Genomic DNA, 21,994 nt, shown 5'->3' on the forward strand with positions numbered 1-21,994 from the left:
CATCCTTGTGTCGTATTGCTCTGTGTTAAATCCAAACCAGAGACAACAGCAAAAATGGTAAGGCAATTGCCGACGCCATTTTTGCTAACGCCAAAAATTCTCGCATCATCACTTCACGCTTAGGTGAAACAATCGCTGTAGAATATGACGCCGCAACTTGTGCACTGTTCATAAATCCTCAAACGGATAGAGTGTTAAGGAGCGGCAATTCTATAGACTGCCTGTTACGAGTTCAACCTAAGTAAGAGCTGAGTTTGTTTCGTCCAACTAGCACCATTAAAGAAACCCAATCTTGGTGATCACCATTTTATGGTCAGAGCCATTTGGATGATTGATACTTCGTCGTTCACATATCCGCCTTCCTTCTAAGGATGACTTTAACCATAAGTGATCAATCGCAATCATTGAAAAATCGGGTGTCGCAACCTCTTGAGTCCAATTAGGCCAACTCGCCACTGGCACCGTTTGAAAACTTGGCAAAATCTGACCAAACCTCAGGCTAACCGCGGATAGGTTGAAATCCCCAACCACCAGCATTTCATCGCTCGGATAAAGTTCAATGATAGATTCTATCGTCCTTATCAAGGCATTACGTCGATACCAGAGCTCTTTAGTCCTTGGTGAAGGAGGATGTGCAGCAATAAAGGTCACCGCACTATGCTTATTTGGCATCCAAACACCGTGTATGATGGCTTGCTGATCTGGCGTCATGTACACGGAGACGTCTCGCAGCGGCGCTCGACTCAAAATCATCTGACTAGAAGGGTAACCAATTCCCTCTTGTCCACCGTAGTAATAGGGATAAACATCATCGAGTGTTTTGAGTTTTTCACCTATTTCAGGCGCTACCTCTTGCAGCACGACTAAATCCGTGGGATTTGATAGCAAACGGTTTATAAATTGATTGATGTCTCTGTTGCCGTAGTAAAGATTAAACTGACTCACCGTGATCGGATTGACGCAGTTGGTAACTAAAGTGTGCTGGGATTTTGGAGCGAGGAGGAAGAACACACCCGATAACAAAAGAGATACGACACCCTGCGCCCAACACTTCTTCCATATCAAGGCCAACGCGAGTCCCCAGTAGATCAACAGAAAGACCGCCGGAAACGCGACAATGTTTTCTATCCACCAAGTCGATTCATAAAATGAAAGTCCTACCCATGCTAATGTTGGACTGAAGATCAATAACCAGACTAAGCTGCGCTTTATCAATCGGCTCTCCTTACGAACGATATCAACCAAGTATGCGTCAAGCTGTCACATTTCTCCGCTACACTATGAAATATAGCTCAACTCAAGTGACTAATAGTCAGATTCCCCAAGTATAAATGCATAATTATGCACCTCTAATCTTGAGAAAGTGGTTCGGAATGCAATTCAATACATACCGTGAGATCTCAAATTGTTAAGATTTAGAACAATTCGCATTGATATCTTTAACATTTCATTAAACGATTGCTATAATCTAAGTTCTTATTTTTAGGCAACTTACGGTATTACATGACCAAGCTGACGGATAAAAAACTGCTGAACTTAATTACTTATGCTCCAGCTTCCATCGTTGCTGTCTTCACTCTATTCTGGATAATCCTTACCGCAAGAGACGTCATTCTAAATTCAGAAGAGCAATTACGCGCATTACGCCAAGAACACCAACAACAGCAACTGGCAACCCTAACCAGCCGAGTCGAATATGTTGAGCAGCAAATCCGCTACGCACGCACTCAAACAGAAGCCGAACTAGAACGCACGATCAAAGAGCAGATATATCAAGCTCACAACATCGCGACGCGCCTATACGAAAGCAACAAACATTTACCCGAGGCGGAAGTTACCAAACTTATTACCGATGCCCTTCGCGATATACGTTTCAATAACGGTCGTGGTTACTTCTTTATCTACAAAACCGATGGTCTGAGCATCATGCATCCCCTACTTCCTCGTGTGGAAGGCACATCTTTGTGGGATTTTAAAGATGTTCGCGGCAGCTACATCGTCCGCGAGATGGGAGAAGAGGTAAAAAAACATGGCGAAGCCTTCTATCGCTGGTGGTTTGTTAAGCCAGATAACAAAAATAAAGAGTTTGAAAAAGTGGGCTTTGGTAAGTACTTCGAACCCTATGACTGGTTTATCGGTACGGGCGACTATGTCGTCGATGTAGAAAATGACATCAAGAAAAGGGTTCTTAACTGGTTGATAAATCTTAGATTTGGTCAATTTGGCTATGTGTTCGTCATCGAAAATGACGGAACGATTCTTTCGCACATTGACTCTGAGTTGATTGGCAAGAATGCGTATAACCTCGACAGTTCCGAATCTTTACAGGGCGCTTCAGCCCTCATGAACGCCAATAAAGAATTTGTACACTACAAAGCGACCTTTGGACCTGAAGATATCTCAGATTACTCTAAAACCAGTTACGTCGTTCAAGATGAAAGCTGGCAATGGACAATCGGCGCCGGTGTGTATGATGAAATCAATATGCGCTATCTCGCCTCTGTCGAGCAGCAGGCGAAACTGGAGCAACGCAGCACCTTACAGCAGCTGTTAGTCATTGGCTTAAGCACAACCGCTATCGTGGCTCTGTTCTCCATTGCTTTAAGCCGTCTCATCGCCAAACGCTTTAAGCGATTTGAAAAACGAATCAACAACGACTTCGAGCATTTGCAATCCACCAAAGATCAATTGGAGTACATTGCTTCCCATGATGAACTCACTGGCCTACCCAACCGTTCCCAGTTACATCAACGCATTAGAGAAGGCATCAAGCAATCGGAGCAAGCATGTTGTCAGTTAGCGGTGATGTTTGTCGACCTTGATGACTTTAAGAAAGTTAACGATTTATATGGTCACTCAGCGGGAGACCGTCTACTCAGTGAAATCGGTAAGAAGTTTGAGGCATTTCTTGGGCCCAACGATTATGTAGCGCGTTTTGGTGGCGATGAATTTATCTTCTGTTTCTCCGGCTTAACGAATCTTGCTGAAACCGAAGCAAAAGTAGACAGTATTAAGCAAGTCTTTACTCAGCAATTTGTCATCGATGGCAAAGTGCTATTTGCCAGTTGCTCTATCGGTGTCTCTATGTACCCTTCCGATGGTGATGAACCCGAAGAACTCATTTCCAAAGCTGATATCGTGCTCTACAAGTCGAAGGCTCGCCAAAAAGGTGATGTACTGTTTTTCGATAGCAGTATTAACAAACAAGTTCAGTATGACTTCCTGCTCGAACGCGAATTACGCGGTGCGGTTGAGCGTGGTGAGCTTTCCGTGGTCTATCAGCCACAGATTTGTGCCGACAGCGGTAAACTGTATGGAGTTGAAAGCTTGCTACGTTGGAGCAATACTCAGCTTGGCCATGTGTCTCCACTGGAGTTTATTTCTCTGGCAGAAGAGATTGGTCTGATACATCAGTTAGGCGACTTTGTGATTAACAAGGCGTGTGAGGAGTTCAGCCAGTTGTTCCCTTCACCTCAATTTGATTTGGTTCTCTCAATCAACATCTCACCAATGCAGTTGATGAATGAACAACTTATTCCTAACTTGCTGGCGGCAACCGCTCGACACCAGTTGCCTAACCATCGAGTTACATTAGAAATCACCGAAAATGTCCTGATTAGCGATCTCCCTAAAGTTGCGCCTGTCATTAGCAAATTGAAGGAACTTGGGTTCACGATATCACTAGACGATTTTGGTACAGGCTATTCATCGTTAAGCTATCTGAGCAACCTACCACTCGACGAGCTCAAAATTGATCGAGTCTTCGTCGACAAGATGTTGAGTTCGGAGCAGAGTGACTCGCTCGTTAAAGCGATCCTTGCTATTGCCAAGTCTGCGGAAATGCGTGTCGTTGCTGAAGGGGTCGAAACGGAAGCGCAGAGAAAGATTTTAATAGAGTACGGATGTGATGTGCTCCAAGGCTATTTAATTGAGCGCCCTATCAGTGTCGATCAATTAGCAGAAAAGTACGCGTCGACCCTACAAGAAAACTCGATGACGGAGACCAATCTGTAGCCCGAAGATTTCATATTTGGAATTTATCTTTGCACTTTTACTGTTTAACCAATCGTGACAAAAGTGTTACTTTAAACGTCATTGGTTACACTGATATAAAGAAATTCCAAAGACCGAACACTCTTTATAACAGTTTAAATAAGGATATGGACCAACAATCTCCAAACAAACAATATGAATTGTTGCCCTTTTTAGCCCGTGCAGTTGCCCACTGTACGGGCATTTTCTTTTCTAGCATGCCCACTTACGCGACACGTCACAAATTAATCACTTGTTTAAATATTGATTAATTTTTGTCGTATCGAACAAATCACAGCCACACTATAATTAATCGTCTGTTTAATATAAGAGATTTTGGTGTGACGATTAAGCCACGTAAAGCAGGGCGTCCCAGTGACAGTATCGATGCTCGACAACAGCTGATCCATCAAGCCAGAGAGCTGTTTACTGTCATGGCCTACGATAAGGTATCGACTCGACTTATCGCCAATCGCGCAGGCGTCAATGTTGCCATGATCCGCTATTACTTCGGCAACAAAGAAGGATTATTTGAAACCATGTTGCGTGAAACCTTAGAGCCAATGCGACGGCAAATGCAGGCGCTGTTAAAAGAGAGTTCCCAGAAGAACTTTCTCGATCTCATGCGAACTTACTATCGTGAGATGGTCAAGGTGCCGCAATTCCCGCGCTTAGTCGCTCAAGTCATGCACATGGACGCAAGCGAAACACAACGCAAATTATTGGAGAAGGTTTTTCTCGATATCAGCCAACCAATGCAACAGGTTATGTTTACTAAACTCGTCGAGGGCAAAATCCTCAGGCCAGATGCTGACCCGAAACTGTGTAAGGTCTCCTACATCAGTCTGATGGTCTTTCCATTTATTGCACCGCCTGCTTTGCTCGCGATTCATGGCATTGAACTGAATGAAGCCTTCTTAGACCAACTACTCGAACATAACATCAAACTCATGACTCATGGATTTCTGCAATCCAACGACCAGCAGGATTAACATCAATGAAAATTAACAAGAAACTACTGTTCTTCCCCGCACTCGCTGTTGGCGTGATCACCCTGATTGTTGCGGTAAAAATGAAACCTGATTTGCCCGTTAAACCCGCAGGCGATCGCGCCCGTTTAGTCGAAACCGCAACGTTAGAACTCAGGTCAATGGCTCCGCAAGCTATCGGGTTTGGTAAAATTGCCCCTAAGTTAGAGTGGAAAGCGATCGCCGAGGTCACAGGTAAAATCGTCTTCCGCCATCCGAGACTTGAAAAAGGGCAAGTCCTTCAAGCCGGAACAGAAATCCTGCGTATCGACCCACTCGATTACGAACTAAAACTGGTTCAGGCTCAGGCTGATCTCAAATCTGCTCAAACCTCTTTAGCTAAGCTGAATCAAGAAGAAGATAACCTTAAACAAACCTTAAAGATCGAGCGCAACCGACTTGAGATTGCGAACAAAGAGTTACAACGGAAACAGAATCTGCGCACTAAAGGGCTAACGTCTCAATCAGATGTCGATCAGCAAGAACAAAGTGCGTTATCACAACGCAAGCTGGTTCTGGACATCGAAAACCAAATTGGGCTGATGCCAGATGAAAAACGTGTCGCGCAAGCCTTAGTTAAAGTCAATGCATCGAAGGTTGATGAAGCACAGCGTTCCCTTGAGAAAACCATTATTACGCTTCCGTATGATCTGCGCATTGCCTCAGTCGATGTCGAGCAGAATCAAGTTGTGAACCTCCAGCAAACTATGGTCACCGCACATGGTATGGGCGTGATGGAAGTAGAAGCGCAGTTATCGATTCACGACATGCAGACCCTAGCGTCGAGTCTTGGCGAGTTTGGCCGCGATGCGAATGGCATTCCTCAGCCTGACATGACCTTCATTGACGCTTATATCGAACTGAGTAGCGGAAGCTTGAAGGCAACATGGCCTGCCAAAGTTGCCCGTATCAGTGAAACGGTTGACCCAAATCAGGCCACGGCGGGCGTGATTCTAGAAATCGAACAAGATTACCGCAACCTTAACCCGACGTCCGCACCGCCACTGGTCAATGGTATGTTTGTTCGAGCGGTCATTGAAGGTCAGGCTAATCCAAGTTGGGTCATCCCTGAACGCGCTTTGCACGGTGACAAAATCTATCTCATGAATCAGGAAAACCAGTTGGAAATCCACGCTGTCCAAGTTCTGTATCGCCGAGACAACCAAGTAGTAATCGATGGTGATTTCAATCAGGGGGACCAACTGATTGTAAATGATCTGCTTCCTGCCATTGAAGGGATGCTGCTTAAAACAGCGAACAATAGCGATCAGGAGTCAACGCAATGATCCGATTCTTTGCCAAGCATCCTACAGCCGCCAACCTGATGATGCTCGCCCTATTGGTACTTGGCCTTACCTCATTACCCAACATCAAAAGGGAGACTTTCCCCGAGTTTGATCCACCCTATATTATGGCTGGCGTCGTCTATCCTGGTGCATCTCCTCAAGAAGTCGAGGAGAGCATCTGTGTAAGAATGGAAGATGCCGTCGATGGATTAGCCAATATCGAAGAGACCCAATGTGAAGCCGTTGAAGGCTCAGCGCGCCTGATCCTCAAGCTCAATGAGAAAGCCGATATTGGTCGGATGCTGGTTGATGTTCAGACGCAAATCAACTCTATCAATGACTTCCCTCAACAGATTGAGTCCCCTGTTGTTCAAGAGCTAGACTGGAACGAGCCTGTCGTTGATGTCGCGATCACTGCCGATACCACTTGGCCTGAGCTAAAAGCGTATGCTGAACAGCTTAAACGGACGTTAAAGCTCGATTATAGTGTTTCGCTGGTCGATATAGCTGGCTTTTCGGATCACCAGTTTAGAGTCGAGCTTGATGGGCAAGCGATGCGTCAATTGGGTCTAAGTGTTGGCGATATCGCCGATCAGATTGGTCGTCAGAATATCAAACTACCAAGCGGAAGCGTTGAAACTCCCGACAAAAACTTCCTTATCCGTTTCGATGAGCGACGCATCACTCCACAAGAAATGGAAAGTATTGTTGTCGGCTCAGGCCCTAATGGATCGCTTATACGTCTTAGAGACATCGCGACCATCACCGATCGCTTCGAATTGGACGAACAAAAAGTGCTATTTGATGGCCATCCTTCGGCACTACTTAAAGTCAGTAAAAACAAAGAAGATGATGCGCTGCGTATCAAAGAGCGTGTCGCCCAGTTTGTCGAAGAACAACAGGCTATTGCGCCGATGGGTGTCAAACTTGAGCTGACTAATGACCTCTCATCCGTATTGTGGGATCGCTTAACCATGATGGTACGCAACGGCTGGCAAGGTATTGTCTTAGTGTTTGCTACCATGTGGTTGTTCTTCACCCTTCGTTACTCATTTTGGGTTGCTGCCGGTTTGCCTGTCGCGTTTCTTGGCGGTCTGTTCTTAATGGCGCAACTCGGACTGTCAATCAACATCATGTCGCTGGTTGGTCTTCTGATGGCAATAGGCATCATGATGGATGATGCCATCGTGATCGCCGAGTCTATCGCATCACACCTAGATCGGGGTGAAGAAGTGGATGACGCAGTGATCAAAGGGGTAAAAAAGGTTCTGCCCGGCGTTATCTCTTCGTTCCTAACCACCGTGTGTATCTTTGGCAGTCTGTTGTTTCTCGAAGGAGAGATGGGGGCGGTTCTGAAAGCCGTTCCGCAAGTGCTGATTTTGGTTCTAACGTTAAGCTTGGTGGAAGCATTCTTAATCCTTCCTAACCACTTATCCCATTCGTTACACCGCGAAAAAAACGATAAACCACCTGCTAAGTTCAAACAAAAGCTCCTCGATAAGTTTGAGAACTTCCGTAACACTACCCTAGTCAATGGTGTCGAAAAAGTTGTCGAATACCGCTATGCCTTCCTCGGTGGTATCGTGGCGTTACTTCTGATTTCAATCGCAACCATTGCTGGTGGGCTACTTAAATTCCAACCATTTCCAGAATTAGATGGCGATATAGCGGAAGCTCGTATCATTTTACCTCCCGGCTCGTCTCTCTCCCAGACCGAAGCGGTGGTCGATAAAATCGTCGCTTCCGCTCGTAAACTGGATAAAGAGTGGAGTGAAACTGTCGAAAATGGCACACCGCTCATCGAGCATATTACCAGTCAGTTTAACGCCAACGCGGACGCCAACGAATCTGGCCCTCATATCGCGACCGTCAGGCTTGACTTGCTCGGGGCAGAAAGCCGCAACACAGTCATCGATGAGTTTATTGCCGCATGGAGAAAAGACATTGGAGAACTCGCCGATCCTATCTCTCTGGTATTTAAACAACCGACTATGGGACCTGGAGGGCGAGCCATTGAAATCCGCGCCAAACATGATGATCTTAACGCGTTAAAAGCAGCCTCGATCGATATTCAGCAGTACTTAAAAGAGTTTGATGGCGTTCACGGCGTGCTCGATGACATGCGCATGGGTAAAGAAGAGGTGCTCGTCAAACTAAGACCGGGCGCTGAAACCTACGGAGTCAATGGTCAGCTTATCGCCAACCAACTGCGAGCCGCTTTCTTTGGTCAAACGGCCGATGAAATTCAGGTTGGCGTCGAAAACATCTCCGTTGAGGTGCGATTAAACAAGGTTCAAGCGGGCGATCTGCAACAGTTAGCTAACTTCCCGATCATTGTCGCTGACGGTAGCCAAATTCCCTTGGCAACCATCGCGACGCTCGATTTCCAGAGAAACTATGTGCGCATACAGCGCATTGACGGATTGAGAACCATCAGTGTCTTTGGTGATACAGACAATACCAAAGTCAACTCAACCGCTATCATCAATCAGTTCCAGAAAGATGAAGCACCTAAGTTAATGGCTAAATATCCGGGGCTACGCTTTGATTTTGAAGGAGAGGCAAAAGACACAGCAGAGACCAGTTCTTCGATGGCGAAAGGCTTCTTGCTCGGACTGTTCGGTGTATTCACCATCTTGAGCTATCAGTTCCGCAGCTACTTAGAACCGTTTGTGGTTATGCTTGCCATTCCACTCGCTTTCATCGGTGTAGTATGGGGACATATTCTGCTTGGTCACTCACTCAGTATGCCAAGTATGATGGGTTTTGTTTCTCTGGCGGGGATAGTGGTCAATGACTCTATCCTACTGGTGCAGTATATCCGTCACCATGTGGATGAAGGCGACAATGTCCATGACTCGGTTGTAAAAGCTAGCAGAGAGAGGTTCCGCGCGGTATTCTTGACGTCCATGACTACGGCTGCGGGCTTGCTACCACTACTCACTGAAACCAGCTTGCAGGCGCAAGTGATTCAGCCGCTCGTGATCTCTATCGTCTTTGGTATTTTTGCCTCCACACTTCTGGTGCTGTTTATGATCCCCGCCGCCTATGCCGTATTGGCTGACTTCGGTTTGGTTCATAAACATGAAGAAATTTGATGGTCGAAACATCAAAGTAAAAATAAGCCAGACAAGATGTCTGGCTTATTTTTTTATCTACCGAGATCATTTCTCAAGACGTAGTTTGTGCCTTCGCTTTCGCTCGTGGAAGCACGCGTTTTAGCTTGCCGAACACACCTTTGATATCCTCCAACATCAAATAGAGACATGGGACGAGAACCAGCGTCAGCAGTGTTGCAAACAAAACGGCGAAACCGAGTGCGACCGCCATAGGTATGACGAACCTAGCCTGAAGACTGGTTTCAAACATAATCGGTAGTACACCGACAAAGGTAGTAATGGAAGTCAGTATGATGGCACGGAATCGAGCACAGCCAGCTTCTATCACTGCTTCTTTGATCGTCACGCCTTGCGCTCGAACCTGATTGACATAATCTGTCATCACCAAGGAGTCGTTAACCACCACCCCCGCGGCAGCGATAAGACCAAATGTCGACATCATGCTTAGATCGAGTCCAAACCAATAATGTCCCCAGATCGCCCCAGTTAAACTAAACGGAATAACAGACATAATGATCAACGGCTGTGTGTAGCTCTTGAGCGGCACAGCCAGCAGCATATAAACAATGATCATACCAGCGACAAAGAAGATTTTTTGCTCATTTTGCTGAGCTTGTTGCTCTTCTATCGAGCCACCAAGTTGGCTCTTAACGCCTGGATAAGATGTCAAAATATCTGGAATGATTTCATCGGTGATCTGACCAACAACCTCATTCGGTTCAACCAGTTCCTCATCAATAGAACCATAGACATACACACTACGATATCCACCTTCTCGTCGAATGCTGCTCACACCAGGTTGCTGATTAATTTCGACCACATCCCCCAGCATCACCTTTTTACCTTCTGGAGTCGTAATGACGGCATATCGCAGTGAAGAGAACGCTTCACGAGTCAACTGTGGGTAGCGAACCATTACTTTAATTTCTTCACCATCGCGTAGCACTCGTTGTGCTTCGCCACCGTAAAAACTCCCACCGACCTGAGTGGCAATATCGAAGAGATCAAGACCGAGATCGTAGGCAACTGGTGCGAGAGAGAGCAGAACTTCCTGACTACCCGCGTCAATGGATGAAGAGATATCAAACAAGCCTTTCTGCTGTTGCAGAGTCAAAATCAGATCGCGTCCAGCCGCATTCAGGCTTTCAATATCCGACCCGTAAAGCAAGAAGCCGAACTCGTCCCCTTTCTCATCATCGTTAACGTTGTCAGATACATTTAGCATCTTGAGCCCTGGGATATTTGGCAGACGTTCGCGCCATCTTCGAGCCAACTCAAATGTGTTAAATGGTCTCAGTTCCTCATCAACTAAAGGAATCACCAAGCGACCCTCTTTTCTACCCTGACTAAAGGTGAGGATGTCACGAATCATTTTCTGACCCGTCTCTTGTTCGATCTCTTTATCAATCGTCAGAACGGTCGATTCGATGAGCTTCAACGCCTCAATCGTCTGTTCGCTAGAAACATTGTCGTTCATCACCAACTTAATACTTGGGAAATCATGAGGTACCTTAGGTGAAGGGACAATTCGAACGAAACTCGCCATCACCATAGCGATGCTGATAACGAGTATCGCAACAAAGCCAGCAAACACACTCCAACGCCAATAGGTACAAGTTTTGACAAAACGTTTGTACGGTCCATTGATGAATGCAAAGAAACGAGTATTGAATCGATCTCGCCAACTGCCTTTCTTGATTGGAGTAAAATTAGAATGTGCCAAGTGCGCCGGAAGAATCAGCTTCGACTCAATCAAACTAAAGAACAAACAAAGAATAACAATCGACGCGATACCAAAGAAGAAGGCACGCTCAATACCTTGAGACATCAAAAACGGAGCGAATACTGCCATGGTAGTAAGAACACCAAAGGTCGCAGGAGTCGCAACGCGTTTTACGCCTCGAACCACATTTTCAACCCCGCCACCTTTTTTCTCGATTTCACTATAAGCACTTTCGCCAATCACTATCGCGTCATCGACAACAATACCCAGCACCATAATGAAGGCAAACAGTGAAATAATATTGATACTGACACCAATCGCAGGCATCACCATCACCGCGCCGAGAAAACAGACAGGCAGACCAATCATCACCCACATTGCTAACTTAACACGCAAGAATAGACTAAGCATGAGTGCTACCAAAACCGCACCTTGCAGTAGGTTCTTCAACATCATGTCTAAACGCGCATTCAGATAATAGGTCATATCAACCAGAGTTTTGATCTTCAGATCGGCGGGCAACGTTTGATTCTTCTGCTCAATATACGCTTTGACTGACTCCGCAACGGCGACCATGTTTTGATCTTTGGTCGCCTTAACCGAAAGGTACATCGCGTTTTGACCCGAATACTTGAAGTATCGATCATCTTCGGTAAAACCATCTTTAATCGTGGCGATGTCTTGCAAAAGAACCTTGCCACCATTTTTACCAATTTTGACTGGGATATCGCGGAACTCTTCACCGCTGTAATACTGATTCTCTATTCGTACCGAGATCATTCCCGCATTGGTGCGCACTTCACCCGCAGAATAGTTCGCTGAGTAACGCTTAATCGCGTTGCTAACGTCATTGAGCGTTAAACTGTACTTTTGCAGCACTTGGGGTTCGATTTCTATGGCGATCTCATAATCAGGCGCCCCTAAATCAACCAAAGCCACATTCCCCAGTTGTAGCAACTCATCTTCAATCTGTTTGGCAATCGGCTTTAGCTCAAGCAAACTGCGATCACCGACCAGAGCCATCTCAATGACATCTTGACGCCACTCGTATTGGTAAACCTGAATCGGTTCCATGGCATCTGGGAAGTTAGAAGTGGCATCGACCTTCTGCTTAACCTTATCGAGAACATCATCGATATTCTCATTAACGTTCACTTCCAGTTCAATGTTACCGCTACCACGATATGCCGTAGATACCGCTTTTTTAATTCCCGTGACATCCTTCAACGACTCTTCAAGTTTGATTAGGATGCTCTCTTCGATTTCTTGCGGCGACGCCCCCGGATACTGTGCGCTGACATTGATGTAGTTGACCTCAATGTTGGGGAACATTTGTCTTTGTATGAAGAAAAAACTCACCGTCCCGACGATAAGAATGAACACCATCAGCAAGTTTGCCGCCACAGAATTGTTGGCGAAATAGGCAATCAGCCCTTTTTGTTTCGTCTCTTCCATGCTCAAACCCTACATGCTTGATTGGTTAGTTTTCGCAGCAACTTCAACCTGTAACCCTTTCTGCGGATACTCAGGCACAGTGAGGACTAACATGTCATCATCATTCAATCCCTGATTGATCAGCATGAACTCTTTTTCTGCACGCAGCACATTAACGGTTCTTGGTTCTAACTGATTGTTGTCGTTAACCACCCAGACTTGACGATTGTTAACCAGTTCTTGCGGCAGACGGTAAATATGCTTCAGCTCTTTGCCTGCGAACTTCACCTCGACATAAGAACCGAATTTCATCGCGGGCTGATCACTATCAATGGCGTAAGGATTCTCGACGCGAACCACCATATTGATCATCCGTGTACTGCTATCTACCACACCAAGATCACGGTCGATAACACCTTCACGGAAGGTATTTTCGATACCGCGCTGAATGATCTGAGCCGATGTTCCTGCGTAGTCTTGTGGCAAGAAAGCACTGTCAAAGCCTGCGATTGGAATATGCACTTCACCCGCTTCGACGTTATTTAGCGTTGCGACGTGAGCACCCGCAGTGATGAATTGACCAACACCAATATCCCTCGACACTACCAGTGCATCGTAAGGTGCGATGATCTGGCAGTTTTCTAAATCACGTTTCGCTCTTTTCAGCTCGGCCTGTGCAGATTTCACTTGGGCATTGGCACTGAGCAGTTGCGGTTTACGGAGATATAAATCTGTGACCTGTTTTTCAGGCATACTCTTCGCTTGACGCTTTGCGACTTCGGCTTTTGCTTTCTCTTCGATAAGCGCTGCTTGTGCACTCGCTAACTGAGCTTCAGCCTGCAATACCGCCGCTTGGTAGTTGTCGTTTTCAATACTGAATAGAACCTCGCCTCGTTTTACAATACCGCCAACGACAAAGTTGGCGTGCCAGCTGGTTACCTCACCTGACACCTGAGCTGAAAGTTGAGTGACTTCCACAGGTCGAAGCTCGCCGTGGCTAGTAATCACGACCTTATGGTCACTTGATTGAACTTTAGAAACGGTGACGACTGGTGGTGCTTTGGGTGGCTTACTCTCCAGTGACTCCGGTGCACTTGAAGCGATAGCTGAGTAGCCCGCATAGGCAGCCCCTAACGTGATAAATGGCAGTAACCAACGTAACGGCTTAGTTGTCATGTGAATTCCTTATCCGCTTGTAATAATACATTTGTGCAATCTCGGCTGACTTCACCGAGTATTAGAATTTATATACGTATGTAGAGAGGTTTTGCACCAATTCAGCCCACACTATACACCCAATAAATGACGTTCATAATAAATCCTTATCAATTCTCATTTTTGTTCATACATTGAATACCTAATTAGGCGATAGCAATTGCAGTGCCAAAATTAAGTCTCTGATAAATAAAAGCTTCCACAGAACCAATCAATACTTGCCAACTATGCAGTTGGTGAATGTCATCACTAGTAGGTGAAATTTACCTACTAGCGATTACAATAAAACCTGATGAGGCAAATATGACTAACAAGGAAGTCGTCAGATGAAGCGAGTCATTCTATTTGATTGGGGTAACACCCTAATGGTTGATTTTCCCCAATACAGCGGAAAAATGTATTTGTGGCCAGAGATTGAAACCGTAGATCAAGCACACACTACCTTGGAAAAGCTGAGGCAGGATTACGATCTATACATCGCGACCAGCGCACAAGATTCATCCGAATCAGACGTTCGTGCAGCCTTCGAGCGTGGTGGCTTAGACGTTTTTATTGCGGGTTACTTCTGCAAAGCCAACGTAGGAATCGATAAGAACTGTGCTGAATTTTATCGTTCGATCACCCACTCACTAGGCCAAGTGCCTTCTCACGTCACTATGGTTGGTGATTCACTTGAAAAAGATATTCTCCCCGCTAGAGAAGCTGGACTTCAAACCGTCTATTTCAATCCTCAGCGTCATCAGGTTGATGAAGGCATCACTGAGATTCACTGTTTATCTCAGCTACTAGAACAAAAATGGTAACTGGCACTTTACCTCAGCTTATGTTGAGGTTTTATAGTCTCGTCCTTAGCAAGGTATCAACATCAAAAAGGACAACAAGTGAAAACATTGATTCTATTCTCAAGCGCAAACAAACAAGGAAATACGGCTAAAACCATTGATGCGGTCAATCGCAGCCACGAAAGCGAGATTATCGACATTGATGACCTGGTGATCACTCCCTACAACTACCAAAATGACTATCCTGCCGATGACTTTTATCAATTGGTCGATAAGATGCTCGCGGCTGACAACATTGTGTTTGCCTCTCCGGTATATTGGTATACCGTGACTGCGCCGATGAAAGCCCTGATCGATCGTTTAACCGAGTTGCTCGATGTTGCCGAACTAAAGCCCAAAGCGCGGGCGCTTGAACATAAGCGAGGTTTCTTAGTGACCAGCTCAGGTAAAGCGCAAATATGCCCAATATTTCATGGGCTGTTTCACGGTCTATTTGATTATTTTAATATGGAGTTTACTGCGACTCTGCACGCTGCTTGCAATGATGGCTACTCTTTGTCTGACCAGGATTTGCAGCACTTCACTAACGCCTTGAGTCATAGCCAATCCCATTGTTAAATAAAAAAGGCTTAGCCGAAGCTAAGCCTTTTTCTATGCTGTTGTTGCTTGGGGTTGATAACGACCCGGCTTGTGGTTCATTGCCAGAATCAAGTTGGTCGCGACAGCGCCCATTACCGACAGAGCAATCAGCGAAATGTCGACAATAAACAAAGACATAATCACAATCGTACAGTCTAATGCCATCTGCACTTTACCCGCACGAATGCCAAATCGTTCTTGCAGAAACAGCGCTAAAATATTGAATCCACCTAAACTCATCTTGTGGCGGAATATCACCAGCATCCCAATACCGATCATCCCTCCGCCAAGAAGCGCCGCATAAAATGGGTCAATGCGTGCAATCTCTATGACATGGTGTAAGTGGTCAACCGCGAATGAAACAATGGTAACGGCAATGAAGGTATTGAGCGTGAATCGCCATCCCATTCGGGTGACGGATAAAATGTAAAACGGCAAGTTGAGCGCAAAGAAAATTTGGCCGAAACTGAAATCACTCACCTTAGTCAGGAAAATTGCCAATCCCGCGGTACCGCCTGTCAGCAGACCGACTTTATTGAAAAAGATAACGCCCAGTGAGACCAGAGCACTACCCAAAACAAGCGCAAGTAAGTTCTCGCGCAAACTATGTTCTTTATCCATTTAGACTTCCTATCCATTAGTACCAAAATCGAAATAGGCATCACGGCGACGTATTTCGATGGGCAATCAGATTCACAAACTGGTGAATCAAACCCGCATAAGATGTCGATTAATGACAAAAATGTCGAGATCTGACAGGAAATCACTTGTAAGGGCTGTGTTAAACAAAATGTACACTAGAGGTTAAGGTTACTTAGAGCGTTCCGATAAATTGACCACATTTGACTCTGAAGAGGTCGTTGGCTTACTGGCCTTCTCCTCGCTCCCACTGCGACCTTTCGCGCTATACATCGCTTCGTCAGCTAAGCTGAGCAATGAATCTTTATCTTTGGTCTGTTCAGGATAATGGCTAACACCAACACTCGCCCCAATCACGAGCGTGTGGCCGTCAAATACAATCGGCTGACTGATGACGTCTATGATTTGCTCAACTTTTTTATCGACAATGGACAGATCGTGAAGCAGGTCTAAGCAGATAACAAACTCATCCCCGCCTAAACGACCAACAAAATCCGACTCGCGCACACTCTCTTCTAATCGCTGCGCAATTTTGACTAACACCACATCACCGGCATCATGACCATAGGTGTCATTAACTTGTTTGAACTCGTCTAGATCAATAAACAGCAACGCCAATTTACAGCCACTGCGATTAGCTTTGATCATCGCATTCTCAAGCTGTTTATCAAATGCGCGTCGGTTCATTAGGTTGGTGAGTGGATCATGTTCGGATAAGAACAGCAGTTGCTCCTGCTTATGTTTGAGCTGTCGAGTCTGTCTGAGCACTTCTTCTTCAAGCTCTTTACGTGTGACCGTCGAACGACACAACGAGACGGTCATTTGATTAAAAAAGCTGGCGATAACACGAAACTCACTGTCCATTTTTACCGCTTCAACCTTGGTGTCCAATTTTCCCTTAGCAAGATCGATGATCGCCGCTTTCATTGCTTCTGCACCCGATTTAAAACGGAACAAAATCAGCCAAGCGGTGACGCTAACTAAAATGGAACAGATGATCAGCCACGCAGCAGCGGTCGACATAACACTCTGTAGATTGGTGACATTACGATTCAAGACAAGCTGGTGAACGTAAGCAAGCTCCTCTGTCATGTTTTGTACTATCATGTTGTAGCGCGAATGCAGCAGATTACGCGCATTAATATCGTCAGAATCCGTTTCTTTGCGTCTACCAGAACCATCAAAATAGAGCTCTTTTTCTTGCAGTAGCAAAATATGAAGGCTTCGGTTCATGTGTTGGATGTTGTCGAGAAGAATGTTGCTACTCTTATAAGCGGTGAGTTTAGTATCCAACTCAGCGTGCGCAATCTCGACCTGATTCAAACTTGGCTGGTCACCAAACTGCCTGAACACCCATAATTGACTGCGCAATAAATCGACGCACAGTTGCAGCTCAATAAGCTGATCCAGCTCGAATTTTGTTAGCTTCTGTTCGGCATGTATCTTTGAGAAAGAGATAACAATGAATAACGTCAACATCATCGTTGTCGTTGAAAGGATAAACATTTTCTTGAACAGAGAATCTAACATAGCGTCAATCCCTCTGGTCCATCACTTGCTGATACGGATAGGGGTAAAACAGCTCTCTGAAATCCGGCGGTGAGTTTTCGACCAACCCCATTTCAATCGCCCAGCGAGATTGTAATTGCAAGTTTGACAGTAGCGAATTACCCAAGGATAAGCGAAACAGGTAGTCCTGCCATGTCCACTTGACTTGGCTAGGCGGAAGGTCAAGTCGTGTCGCGATCATCGCAATCGCATCCTCTGGGTTGCTGTTTATCCATTCAATCGCCTTATCAAGAGCTTGTAGTAAACGGGTTGGCTCATCACCAACAAACTCTAGATAAGGTGAGCGAGCAATAAGGTTAAATGACAGTTGATAGATCCCTTTAACCCCTAGATTCGCCACATCCGCAACAGAGAGTAAATCCGCTTCAAAACCCATTGGTTCCCATGCCGATATTGCATCAACCCGATATGAAAGCAGTGCCGGTACCATCTCGTGTGGTTGCAAATAGACTTTCTCTACGGGCATATGCTTGAGATTGTTGCTGATAAGTACCGAGTCGAAATAGAACTCACTGGCCGTGCCCTTTATGATACCTACCCTACGACCTTCCAGCTCGTTAACGCTGTGAATACTGGCAGGCACGAGTGTGAGAAGTTTGAGGTCGTTGTCTGATTCAACAAAACTAACAAGCAACGAAAGATCATCACGCTGAAAGCTTTGGAACATCACAACAGACTCCGATGCCGTTGCATAGTCAACGTTGCGATCTAGCATCAAGTTTGTACAAGCAGCACCACTAGAACAAGGGTGTAAGCTGACGTCGAGATTAAAGGATTTAAAAAAGCCCAGTTGGTCAGCAACCAAAAAAGGCGACGATAAGGGTGTTAGAGAAACCCCTATTCTAATTTTTGAAGAAGTCGTCATCTGACTCATCTTCACTTCGTTTATCACGCCCCAAGCCACCGCGCACAACATAATCACAGAAACACTAAGCGCCAATTTATTATTCTTTATAAACGGTATCATTGGCAGATCCATTTCACATAAGAAACCTAGCACATATAAATTTAGCCTATGAATTAAAAAAGTGAACCAAGAGCTCAAGTTTTTCAGATTGTCATGAATAATTTCTTTAAAACTTAACGCCAGCTCACAAAAATCAGCCCTTCCGACGCGCCATCGATATCCGCCAGTTTGTCTAGCCATCCTCTTATTCTCGATGCTTTCTGTTATATCTGTGCACATATTCGCTTGACGAATTATGACTATTCCTCGGCAGTGGAATTTGTTTTAATTGCCAGTCTAAATCGACCAACGGAGCCATGTTTTGTTACACGAGATCTATATTGCAGGCGGATGCTTATGGGGTGTGCAAGAGTTTATGCGCCATTTACCCGGTGTTGTCTCCACGGAAGCCGGTAGAGCCAATGGCACCTCTAGCACAACCTCGGGGCAATATGATGGCTACGCAGAATGTGTTCGTACTGAGTTTGATCCTGAATTGCTCTCTGTTGAACAGTTAATGGATTATCTGTTCGAAATTATCGATCCCTATAGCGTTAACCAGCAAGGAGAGGACATCGGTGAGAAGTATCGTACTGGAGTTTACAGCCGAGATGAGCAGCACTTACATCAAGCTCGCCAGTACATTGCTGCGCGTCCGGACAGCAAGAACATTGCAGTTGAAGTGATGCTGCTGACCAATTACGTCAAGAGCGATGACGAACACCAAGATCGATTAACTCGATTTCCAAATGACTACTGCCACATTCCCGTCAATGTGCTGCACAAATATCGTAAGTAGCCAGCAGAGCAACCGCGCGTAAATCAACGGGCATTGACGTTAAAAGCGACATCACACTGTTTTAATGAGTTAAGATCCAGTAAGTTAGTCAAAGTTGTGTAACGCTATTCAAGGATTGAAATGTTTCAACAAGTGGTAGGGATTCTCTTCCCTGTGTTCGCGCTGATTGCCGTTGGCTTTTCCGTTGGTAGATGGCTTAAACCCGACTTTAGGCCGATTAACCGTATCAATATGGATGCGTTCACCCCTGCGTTGGTATTTTCATCGCTGGTCGCAATGCCGCTGGATACTGAGCAAGTGCCTCTTTTAAGCGCTGCCGCCATCGCGGTGCTGTTACCTGGTATCCTCATGCTCCCCGTGTGCAAACTCACCAAGCTAAACTATAAAGCTTGGGCACCTCCACATATGTTTCGTAACAGTGGCAACCTCGCTATCCCGTTGTTTACTTACACGTTCGGAGACAGTGCACTCGGGGCGGCAGTTTTACTGTTTGTGGTTTCGGCCTGCCTACATATTAGCCTCGGTTTAGCACTCCTGAGTGAAGGTAACCCTTTCAAACAGATCGTAAAGATGCCCATCTTTATCGCGGCAAGCTTAGCGCTAATCCTTAACGTTTCCGATATCGGTGTATGGACACCACTCTATGAAGCGACCTCGTTACTCGGTCAGGCGGCTGTTCCTGTCATGCTGCTTTCGCTTGGAGCACAGATGTGTAACCTCAGGTTGAGCGGCATAAAAGTGGGAATCTTATGTACGTTGCAATCACTGGCGACCGGTGCAGCCGCTTTCACAGTGATCTATCTATTCATTCCTCTACCGCCGATGCAGCTGCAAATGATGGTGCTCTTTACCATGCTACCACCTGCGGTGATGAACTATCTGTTTGCTGAGCGCTTTCAGATAGAGCCAACGAAAGTCGCGTCAATGGTGCTGTTCAGTAACTTCTTTAGTGTGCTGACGCTGCCAATGTTACTTGGGTTCGCCCTCTCCTTGTGACCACTCTTCAGGGTTGGTGAGCATGGTTTTACCTTTGAACGTTTCAGCGCGAATATCCTGAGGGTTGTAGATAGCACAGGATTCCATAGACAAACAGCCACAGCCGATACAGCCACCTAGATCATCTTGAAGGGCTTTAAGCTGCTGAATCCTGTGCTCCAGACGCTCTTTCCATCCGGATGCCATCTGCTCCCATTCCTGACGGCTAGGAGCCTGATGCTTGGGTAAATGACCAAGTGACTCCGCAATTTCCTCCAACGTTAGCCCCACTTCTTGAGCGGCCTTAATCACTGCGATACGCCTCAGTACGCTGCGATGGTAACGACGTTGATTGCCCTGATTTCTCCAACTGAAGATCAATCCCTTTTGCTCATAGAAGTGTAGCGCTGAGACTTTGACTTGCGCTCTTTTTGCCACTTCTCCCACACTCATTTCCATATTGTGCTCCAAATAAATTGAAATTAACGCTTTACCTAAAGTTAACTTGAGGTTTTAGAGTAGCACTAACTCAATCAGATTACATAAGGATATTTCGATGAGACTAGTGACGAGAAATAGAACTCTGCCTTACCTTTCAGGGCGCTTTTTTGATGGTATTTCATCCGGTCTTTTCATGATGGCTTTGCCGTGGATCATGTTAAGCACACCCGATATGGGAACATTCATTGCTTTGGTTGCCCTCACCTGTACAGCAACATCATTTGTCCTCACGCCATTTTTTGCGACCTTAATTGATCGTCACTCACGGAAATCATTGCTGATCCTTGTTCAAGTGGTTCAGTCTCTCACCGCAACCATCGTGTTGGTCGCATACCTTATTCATCTCGATTCTCACTGGCTCCTCGCCGGCGCTCAATTAGTGTTTTGGGTCAGTAGCAATTTAGCCTGGTCGACGAACAACGCATTTACCCAAGAGAACTATCAGCGCCATGAATATGCTTCGATTTCAGGTAAACAAGAGATTGTAATGCAGGCGACAACCCTTGGTGCTGGCGCATTAGGCGTCGTGTTACTGCAAAGATGGGGAATGGTGGAGTTTGCAACGTTCGCAGCCATTGCATCGGCTATCGCCGCTGTGAGTTACATTGTCACACCCTATCACCAGCAACTGCGTAGCAACAACCAAAACTCTTTTGTCGAACAGATGAAAGAGAGTCGTACCATCTTTGCTCAACAGCCACACTTCTATGCTTTTCTGCTGATGTCATGCCTTTCTTATCCAATTCTCACTTTCTTAGGAAAACTTGTCCCAATTTGGTTTGCTGAGAATAACATTTCCGGAGACTGGTATGCCGGCTATAACATCACCTTTGGTTTTGGTTCTTTGCTGACGGGTATATTAGTCAGCAGACTGCTCTCACTGAGCTCACATCAAACGACCATGCAATACTCAATGGCTCTGGTAGCACTGTCCTTAGTGGGTATGAGTATCGCGACACACCCAATGTACATCCTTATGATGACGTTAGTGTTTGGATTTTTTAATGCCTTAAATCGTATCGCTCGCACTAATTGGATGCATCATACGATTGATGTCAGTCAGCGTGGCAGAGTAGAAGGTGGATTGGTGCTATTTTCCACATCTGTACAAAGTGTCAGTTACATCCTGATTGCGTATTTGGCACGATACGATATGACTCAATGGGGCTTTGCTATTGCAGCGTTTACTATGTTTTCCGCGGTATTGGTTATGTCGCAACTCAACCGCTCCCGCGCTTTACAAGCTCAAATTGCCAACTGAGCCGATATTGTCTCTCTCCAATTAAAAACAAAAGAGGTACATGGAG

General features: G+C 45.7%; 17 protein-coding genes. 9 read left to right on the forward strand and 8 right to left on the reverse strand.

All coding sequences use genetic code 11. The features are described from left to right. Positions 1 to 25 precede the first annotated feature (25 nt). Both ACQEXP_RS05290 and ACQEXP_RS05295 read right to left on the reverse strand, forming a co-directional pair. Entirely contained in the window at positions 26 to 172 is a 147-nt protein-coding gene (locus ACQEXP_RS05290; RefSeq protein WP_269375002.1) for a hypothetical protein, read from the reverse strand. Positions 173 to 276: 104 nt separating this feature from the next. Further along, positions 277 to 1,212, reverse strand: a complete 936-nt coding sequence (locus ACQEXP_RS05295) for an endonuclease/exonuclease/phosphatase family protein (protein ID WP_426969048.1) — start codon at positions 1,210 to 1,212, stop codon at positions 277 to 279. A 291-nt stretch (positions 1,213 to 1,503) separates the two neighbouring features. On the opposite strand from ACQEXP_RS05295, the gene ACQEXP_RS05300 reads away from it, so the two are divergent. The 4 genes from ACQEXP_RS05300 to ACQEXP_RS05315 all read left to right on the forward strand — a co-directional run bounded on the left by ACQEXP_RS05300 (position 1,504) and on the right by ACQEXP_RS05315 (position 9,444). Beyond that, positions 1,504 to 4,014 carry a bifunctional diguanylate cyclase/phosphodiesterase gene (locus tag ACQEXP_RS05300; RefSeq protein ID WP_426968630.1) on the forward strand — a complete coding sequence of 837 codons (2,511 nt, stop codon included), beginning with the start codon at positions 1,504 to 1,506 and terminating at the stop codon, positions 4,012 to 4,014. Positions 4,015 to 4,373: 359 nt separating this feature from the next. After that, positions 4,374 to 5,024 (forward strand): TetR/AcrR family transcriptional regulator, encoded by a 651-nt coding sequence (locus ACQEXP_RS05305; protein ID WP_426968632.1) that lies wholly within the window; start codon positions 4,374 to 4,376, stop codon positions 5,022 to 5,024. 5 nt (positions 5,025 to 5,029) lie between these two features. After that, positions 5,030 to 6,346, forward strand: coding sequence for an efflux RND transporter periplasmic adaptor subunit (locus tag ACQEXP_RS05310; protein ID WP_426968634.1), 1,317 nt, complete (start codon positions 5,030 to 5,032; stop codon positions 6,344 to 6,346). Continuing rightward, positions 6,343 to 9,444 carry an efflux RND transporter permease subunit gene (locus ACQEXP_RS05315; RefSeq protein WP_426968636.1) on the forward strand — a complete coding sequence of 1,034 codons (3,102 nt, stop codon included), beginning with the start codon at positions 6,343 to 6,345 and terminating at the stop codon, positions 9,442 to 9,444. Before ACQEXP_RS05310 ends, ACQEXP_RS05315 begins: the two co-directional genes overlap by 4 nt. 73 nt (positions 9,445 to 9,517) lie before the next feature. Here ACQEXP_RS05315 and ACQEXP_RS05320 read toward each other — a convergent pair whose 3' ends face one another. Together ACQEXP_RS05320 and ACQEXP_RS05325 are read right to left on the reverse strand one after the other, a co-directional pair. Next, positions 9,518 to 12,643, reverse strand: a complete 3,126-nt coding sequence (locus tag ACQEXP_RS05320; RefSeq protein ID WP_426968638.1) for an efflux RND transporter permease subunit — start codon at positions 12,641 to 12,643, stop codon at positions 9,518 to 9,520. Positions 12,644 to 12,652: 9 nt separating this feature from the next. Continuing rightward, a complete protein-coding gene (locus tag ACQEXP_RS05325) occupies positions 12,653 to 13,798 on the reverse strand; it encodes an efflux RND transporter periplasmic adaptor subunit (RefSeq protein WP_269375008.1) in 1,146 nt (381 codons plus the stop codon). Positions 13,799 to 14,163: 365 nt separating this feature from the next. On the opposite strand from ACQEXP_RS05325, the gene ACQEXP_RS05330 reads away from it, so the two are divergent. Together ACQEXP_RS05330 and ACQEXP_RS05335 are read left to right on the forward strand one after the other, a co-directional pair. Then, the gene (locus ACQEXP_RS05330) at positions 14,164 to 14,640 is read left to right on the forward strand and encodes an HAD family hydrolase (protein ID WP_426968639.1); all 477 of its coding nucleotides are present in this window, start codon (positions 14,164 to 14,166) and stop codon (positions 14,638 to 14,640) included. Positions 14,641 to 14,718: 78 nt separating this feature from the next. Next, the gene (locus tag ACQEXP_RS05335) at positions 14,719 to 15,237 is read left to right on the forward strand and encodes a flavodoxin family protein (protein WP_426968640.1); all 519 of its coding nucleotides are present in this window, start codon (positions 14,719 to 14,721) and stop codon (positions 15,235 to 15,237) included. A 33-nt stretch (positions 15,238 to 15,270) separates the two neighbouring features. On the opposite strand, the gene ACQEXP_RS05340 is transcribed toward ACQEXP_RS05335, so the two are convergent. The 3 genes from ACQEXP_RS05340 to ACQEXP_RS05350 form a co-directional block, all read right to left on the reverse strand. Further along, a complete protein-coding gene (locus ACQEXP_RS05340; protein ID WP_138971094.1) occupies positions 15,271 to 15,879 on the reverse strand; it encodes a YitT family protein in 609 nt (202 codons plus the stop codon). A 189-nt stretch (positions 15,880 to 16,068) separates the two neighbouring features. Then, complete coding sequence (locus ACQEXP_RS05345; RefSeq protein ID WP_269375011.1) at positions 16,069 to 17,427, reverse strand: GGDEF domain-containing protein; 1,359 nt, start codon at positions 17,425 to 17,427, stop codon at positions 16,069 to 16,071. A 4-nt stretch (positions 17,428 to 17,431) separates the two neighbouring features. Further along, entirely contained in the window at positions 17,432 to 18,433 is a 1,002-nt protein-coding gene (locus ACQEXP_RS05350; protein ID WP_426968642.1) for an ABC transporter substrate-binding protein, read from the reverse strand. A 301-nt stretch (positions 18,434 to 18,734) separates the two neighbouring features. Between ACQEXP_RS05350 and ACQEXP_RS05355 the strand changes: the two genes are divergently transcribed. Both ACQEXP_RS05355 and ACQEXP_RS05360 read left to right on the forward strand, forming a co-directional pair. Next, positions 18,735 to 19,211 carry a peptide-methionine (S)-S-oxide reductase gene (locus tag ACQEXP_RS05355; RefSeq protein WP_426968644.1) on the forward strand — a complete coding sequence of 159 codons (477 nt, stop codon included), beginning with the start codon at positions 18,735 to 18,737 and terminating at the stop codon, positions 19,209 to 19,211. 120 nt (positions 19,212 to 19,331) lie between these two features. Beyond that, positions 19,332 to 20,207, forward strand: coding sequence for an AEC family transporter (locus ACQEXP_RS05360; RefSeq protein ID WP_269375013.1), 876 nt, complete (start codon positions 19,332 to 19,334; stop codon positions 20,205 to 20,207). Here ACQEXP_RS05360 and soxR read toward each other — a convergent pair. Next, a complete protein-coding gene (gene soxR / locus ACQEXP_RS05365; protein WP_269375014.1) occupies positions 20,181 to 20,645 on the reverse strand; it encodes a redox-sensitive transcriptional activator SoxR in 465 nt (154 codons plus the stop codon). The genes ACQEXP_RS05360 and soxR overlap by 27 nt on opposite strands. A 97-nt stretch (positions 20,646 to 20,742) precedes the next feature. Between soxR and ACQEXP_RS05370 the strand changes: the two genes are divergently transcribed. Next, complete coding sequence (locus ACQEXP_RS05370) at positions 20,743 to 21,948, forward strand: MFS transporter (protein WP_426968647.1); 1,206 nt, start codon at positions 20,743 to 20,745, stop codon at positions 21,946 to 21,948. Positions 21,949 to 21,994 lie beyond the last annotated feature (46 nt).

This window comes from Vibrio sp. TRT 1302 (genome assembly GCF_050113875.1).
In the GTDB taxonomy this organism is placed as follows: domain Bacteria; phylum Pseudomonadota; class Gammaproteobacteria; order Enterobacterales; family Vibrionaceae; genus Vibrio.

Coding starts and splice junctions, on each gene's coding strand:
- ACQEXP_RS05360 (WP_269375013.1), top strand. CDS start 19,332: ATGTTTCAACAAGTGGTAGGGATTCTCTTCCCTGTGTTCGCGCTGATT.
- soxR (WP_269375014.1), bottom strand. CDS start 20,645: ATGGAAATGAGTGTGGGAGAAGTGGCAAAAAGAGCGCAAGTCAAAGTC.
- ACQEXP_RS05300 (WP_426968630.1), top strand. CDS start 1,504: ATGACCAAGCTGACGGATAAAAAACTGCTGAACTTAATTACTTATGCT.
- ACQEXP_RS05340 (WP_138971094.1), bottom strand. CDS start 15,879: ATGGATAAAGAACATAGTTTGCGCGAGAACTTACTTGCGCTTGTTTTG.
- ACQEXP_RS05325 (WP_269375008.1), bottom strand. CDS start 13,798: ATGACAACTAAGCCGTTACGTTGGTTACTGCCATTTATCACGTTAGGG.
- ACQEXP_RS05350 (WP_426968642.1), bottom strand. CDS start 18,433: ATGATACCGTTTATAAAGAATAATAAATTGGCGCTTAGTGTTTCTGTG.
- ACQEXP_RS05290 (WP_269375002.1), bottom strand. CDS start 172: ATGAACAGTGCACAAGTTGCGGCGTCATATTCTACAGCGATTGTTTCA.
- ACQEXP_RS05370 (WP_426968647.1), top strand. CDS start 20,743: ATGAGACTAGTGACGAGAAATAGAACTCTGCCTTACCTTTCAGGGCGC.
- ACQEXP_RS05315 (WP_426968636.1), top strand. CDS start 6,343: ATGATCCGATTCTTTGCCAAGCATCCTACAGCCGCCAACCTGATGATG.
- ACQEXP_RS05330 (WP_426968639.1), top strand. CDS start 14,164: ATGAAGCGAGTCATTCTATTTGATTGGGGTAACACCCTAATGGTTGAT.
- ACQEXP_RS05320 (WP_426968638.1), bottom strand. CDS start 12,643: ATGGAAGAGACGAAACAAAAAGGGCTGATTGCCTATTTCGCCAACAAT.
- ACQEXP_RS05345 (WP_269375011.1), bottom strand. CDS start 17,427: ATGTTAGATTCTCTGTTCAAGAAAATGTTTATCCTTTCAACGACAACG.
- ACQEXP_RS05310 (WP_426968634.1), top strand. CDS start 5,030: ATGAAAATTAACAAGAAACTACTGTTCTTCCCCGCACTCGCTGTTGGC.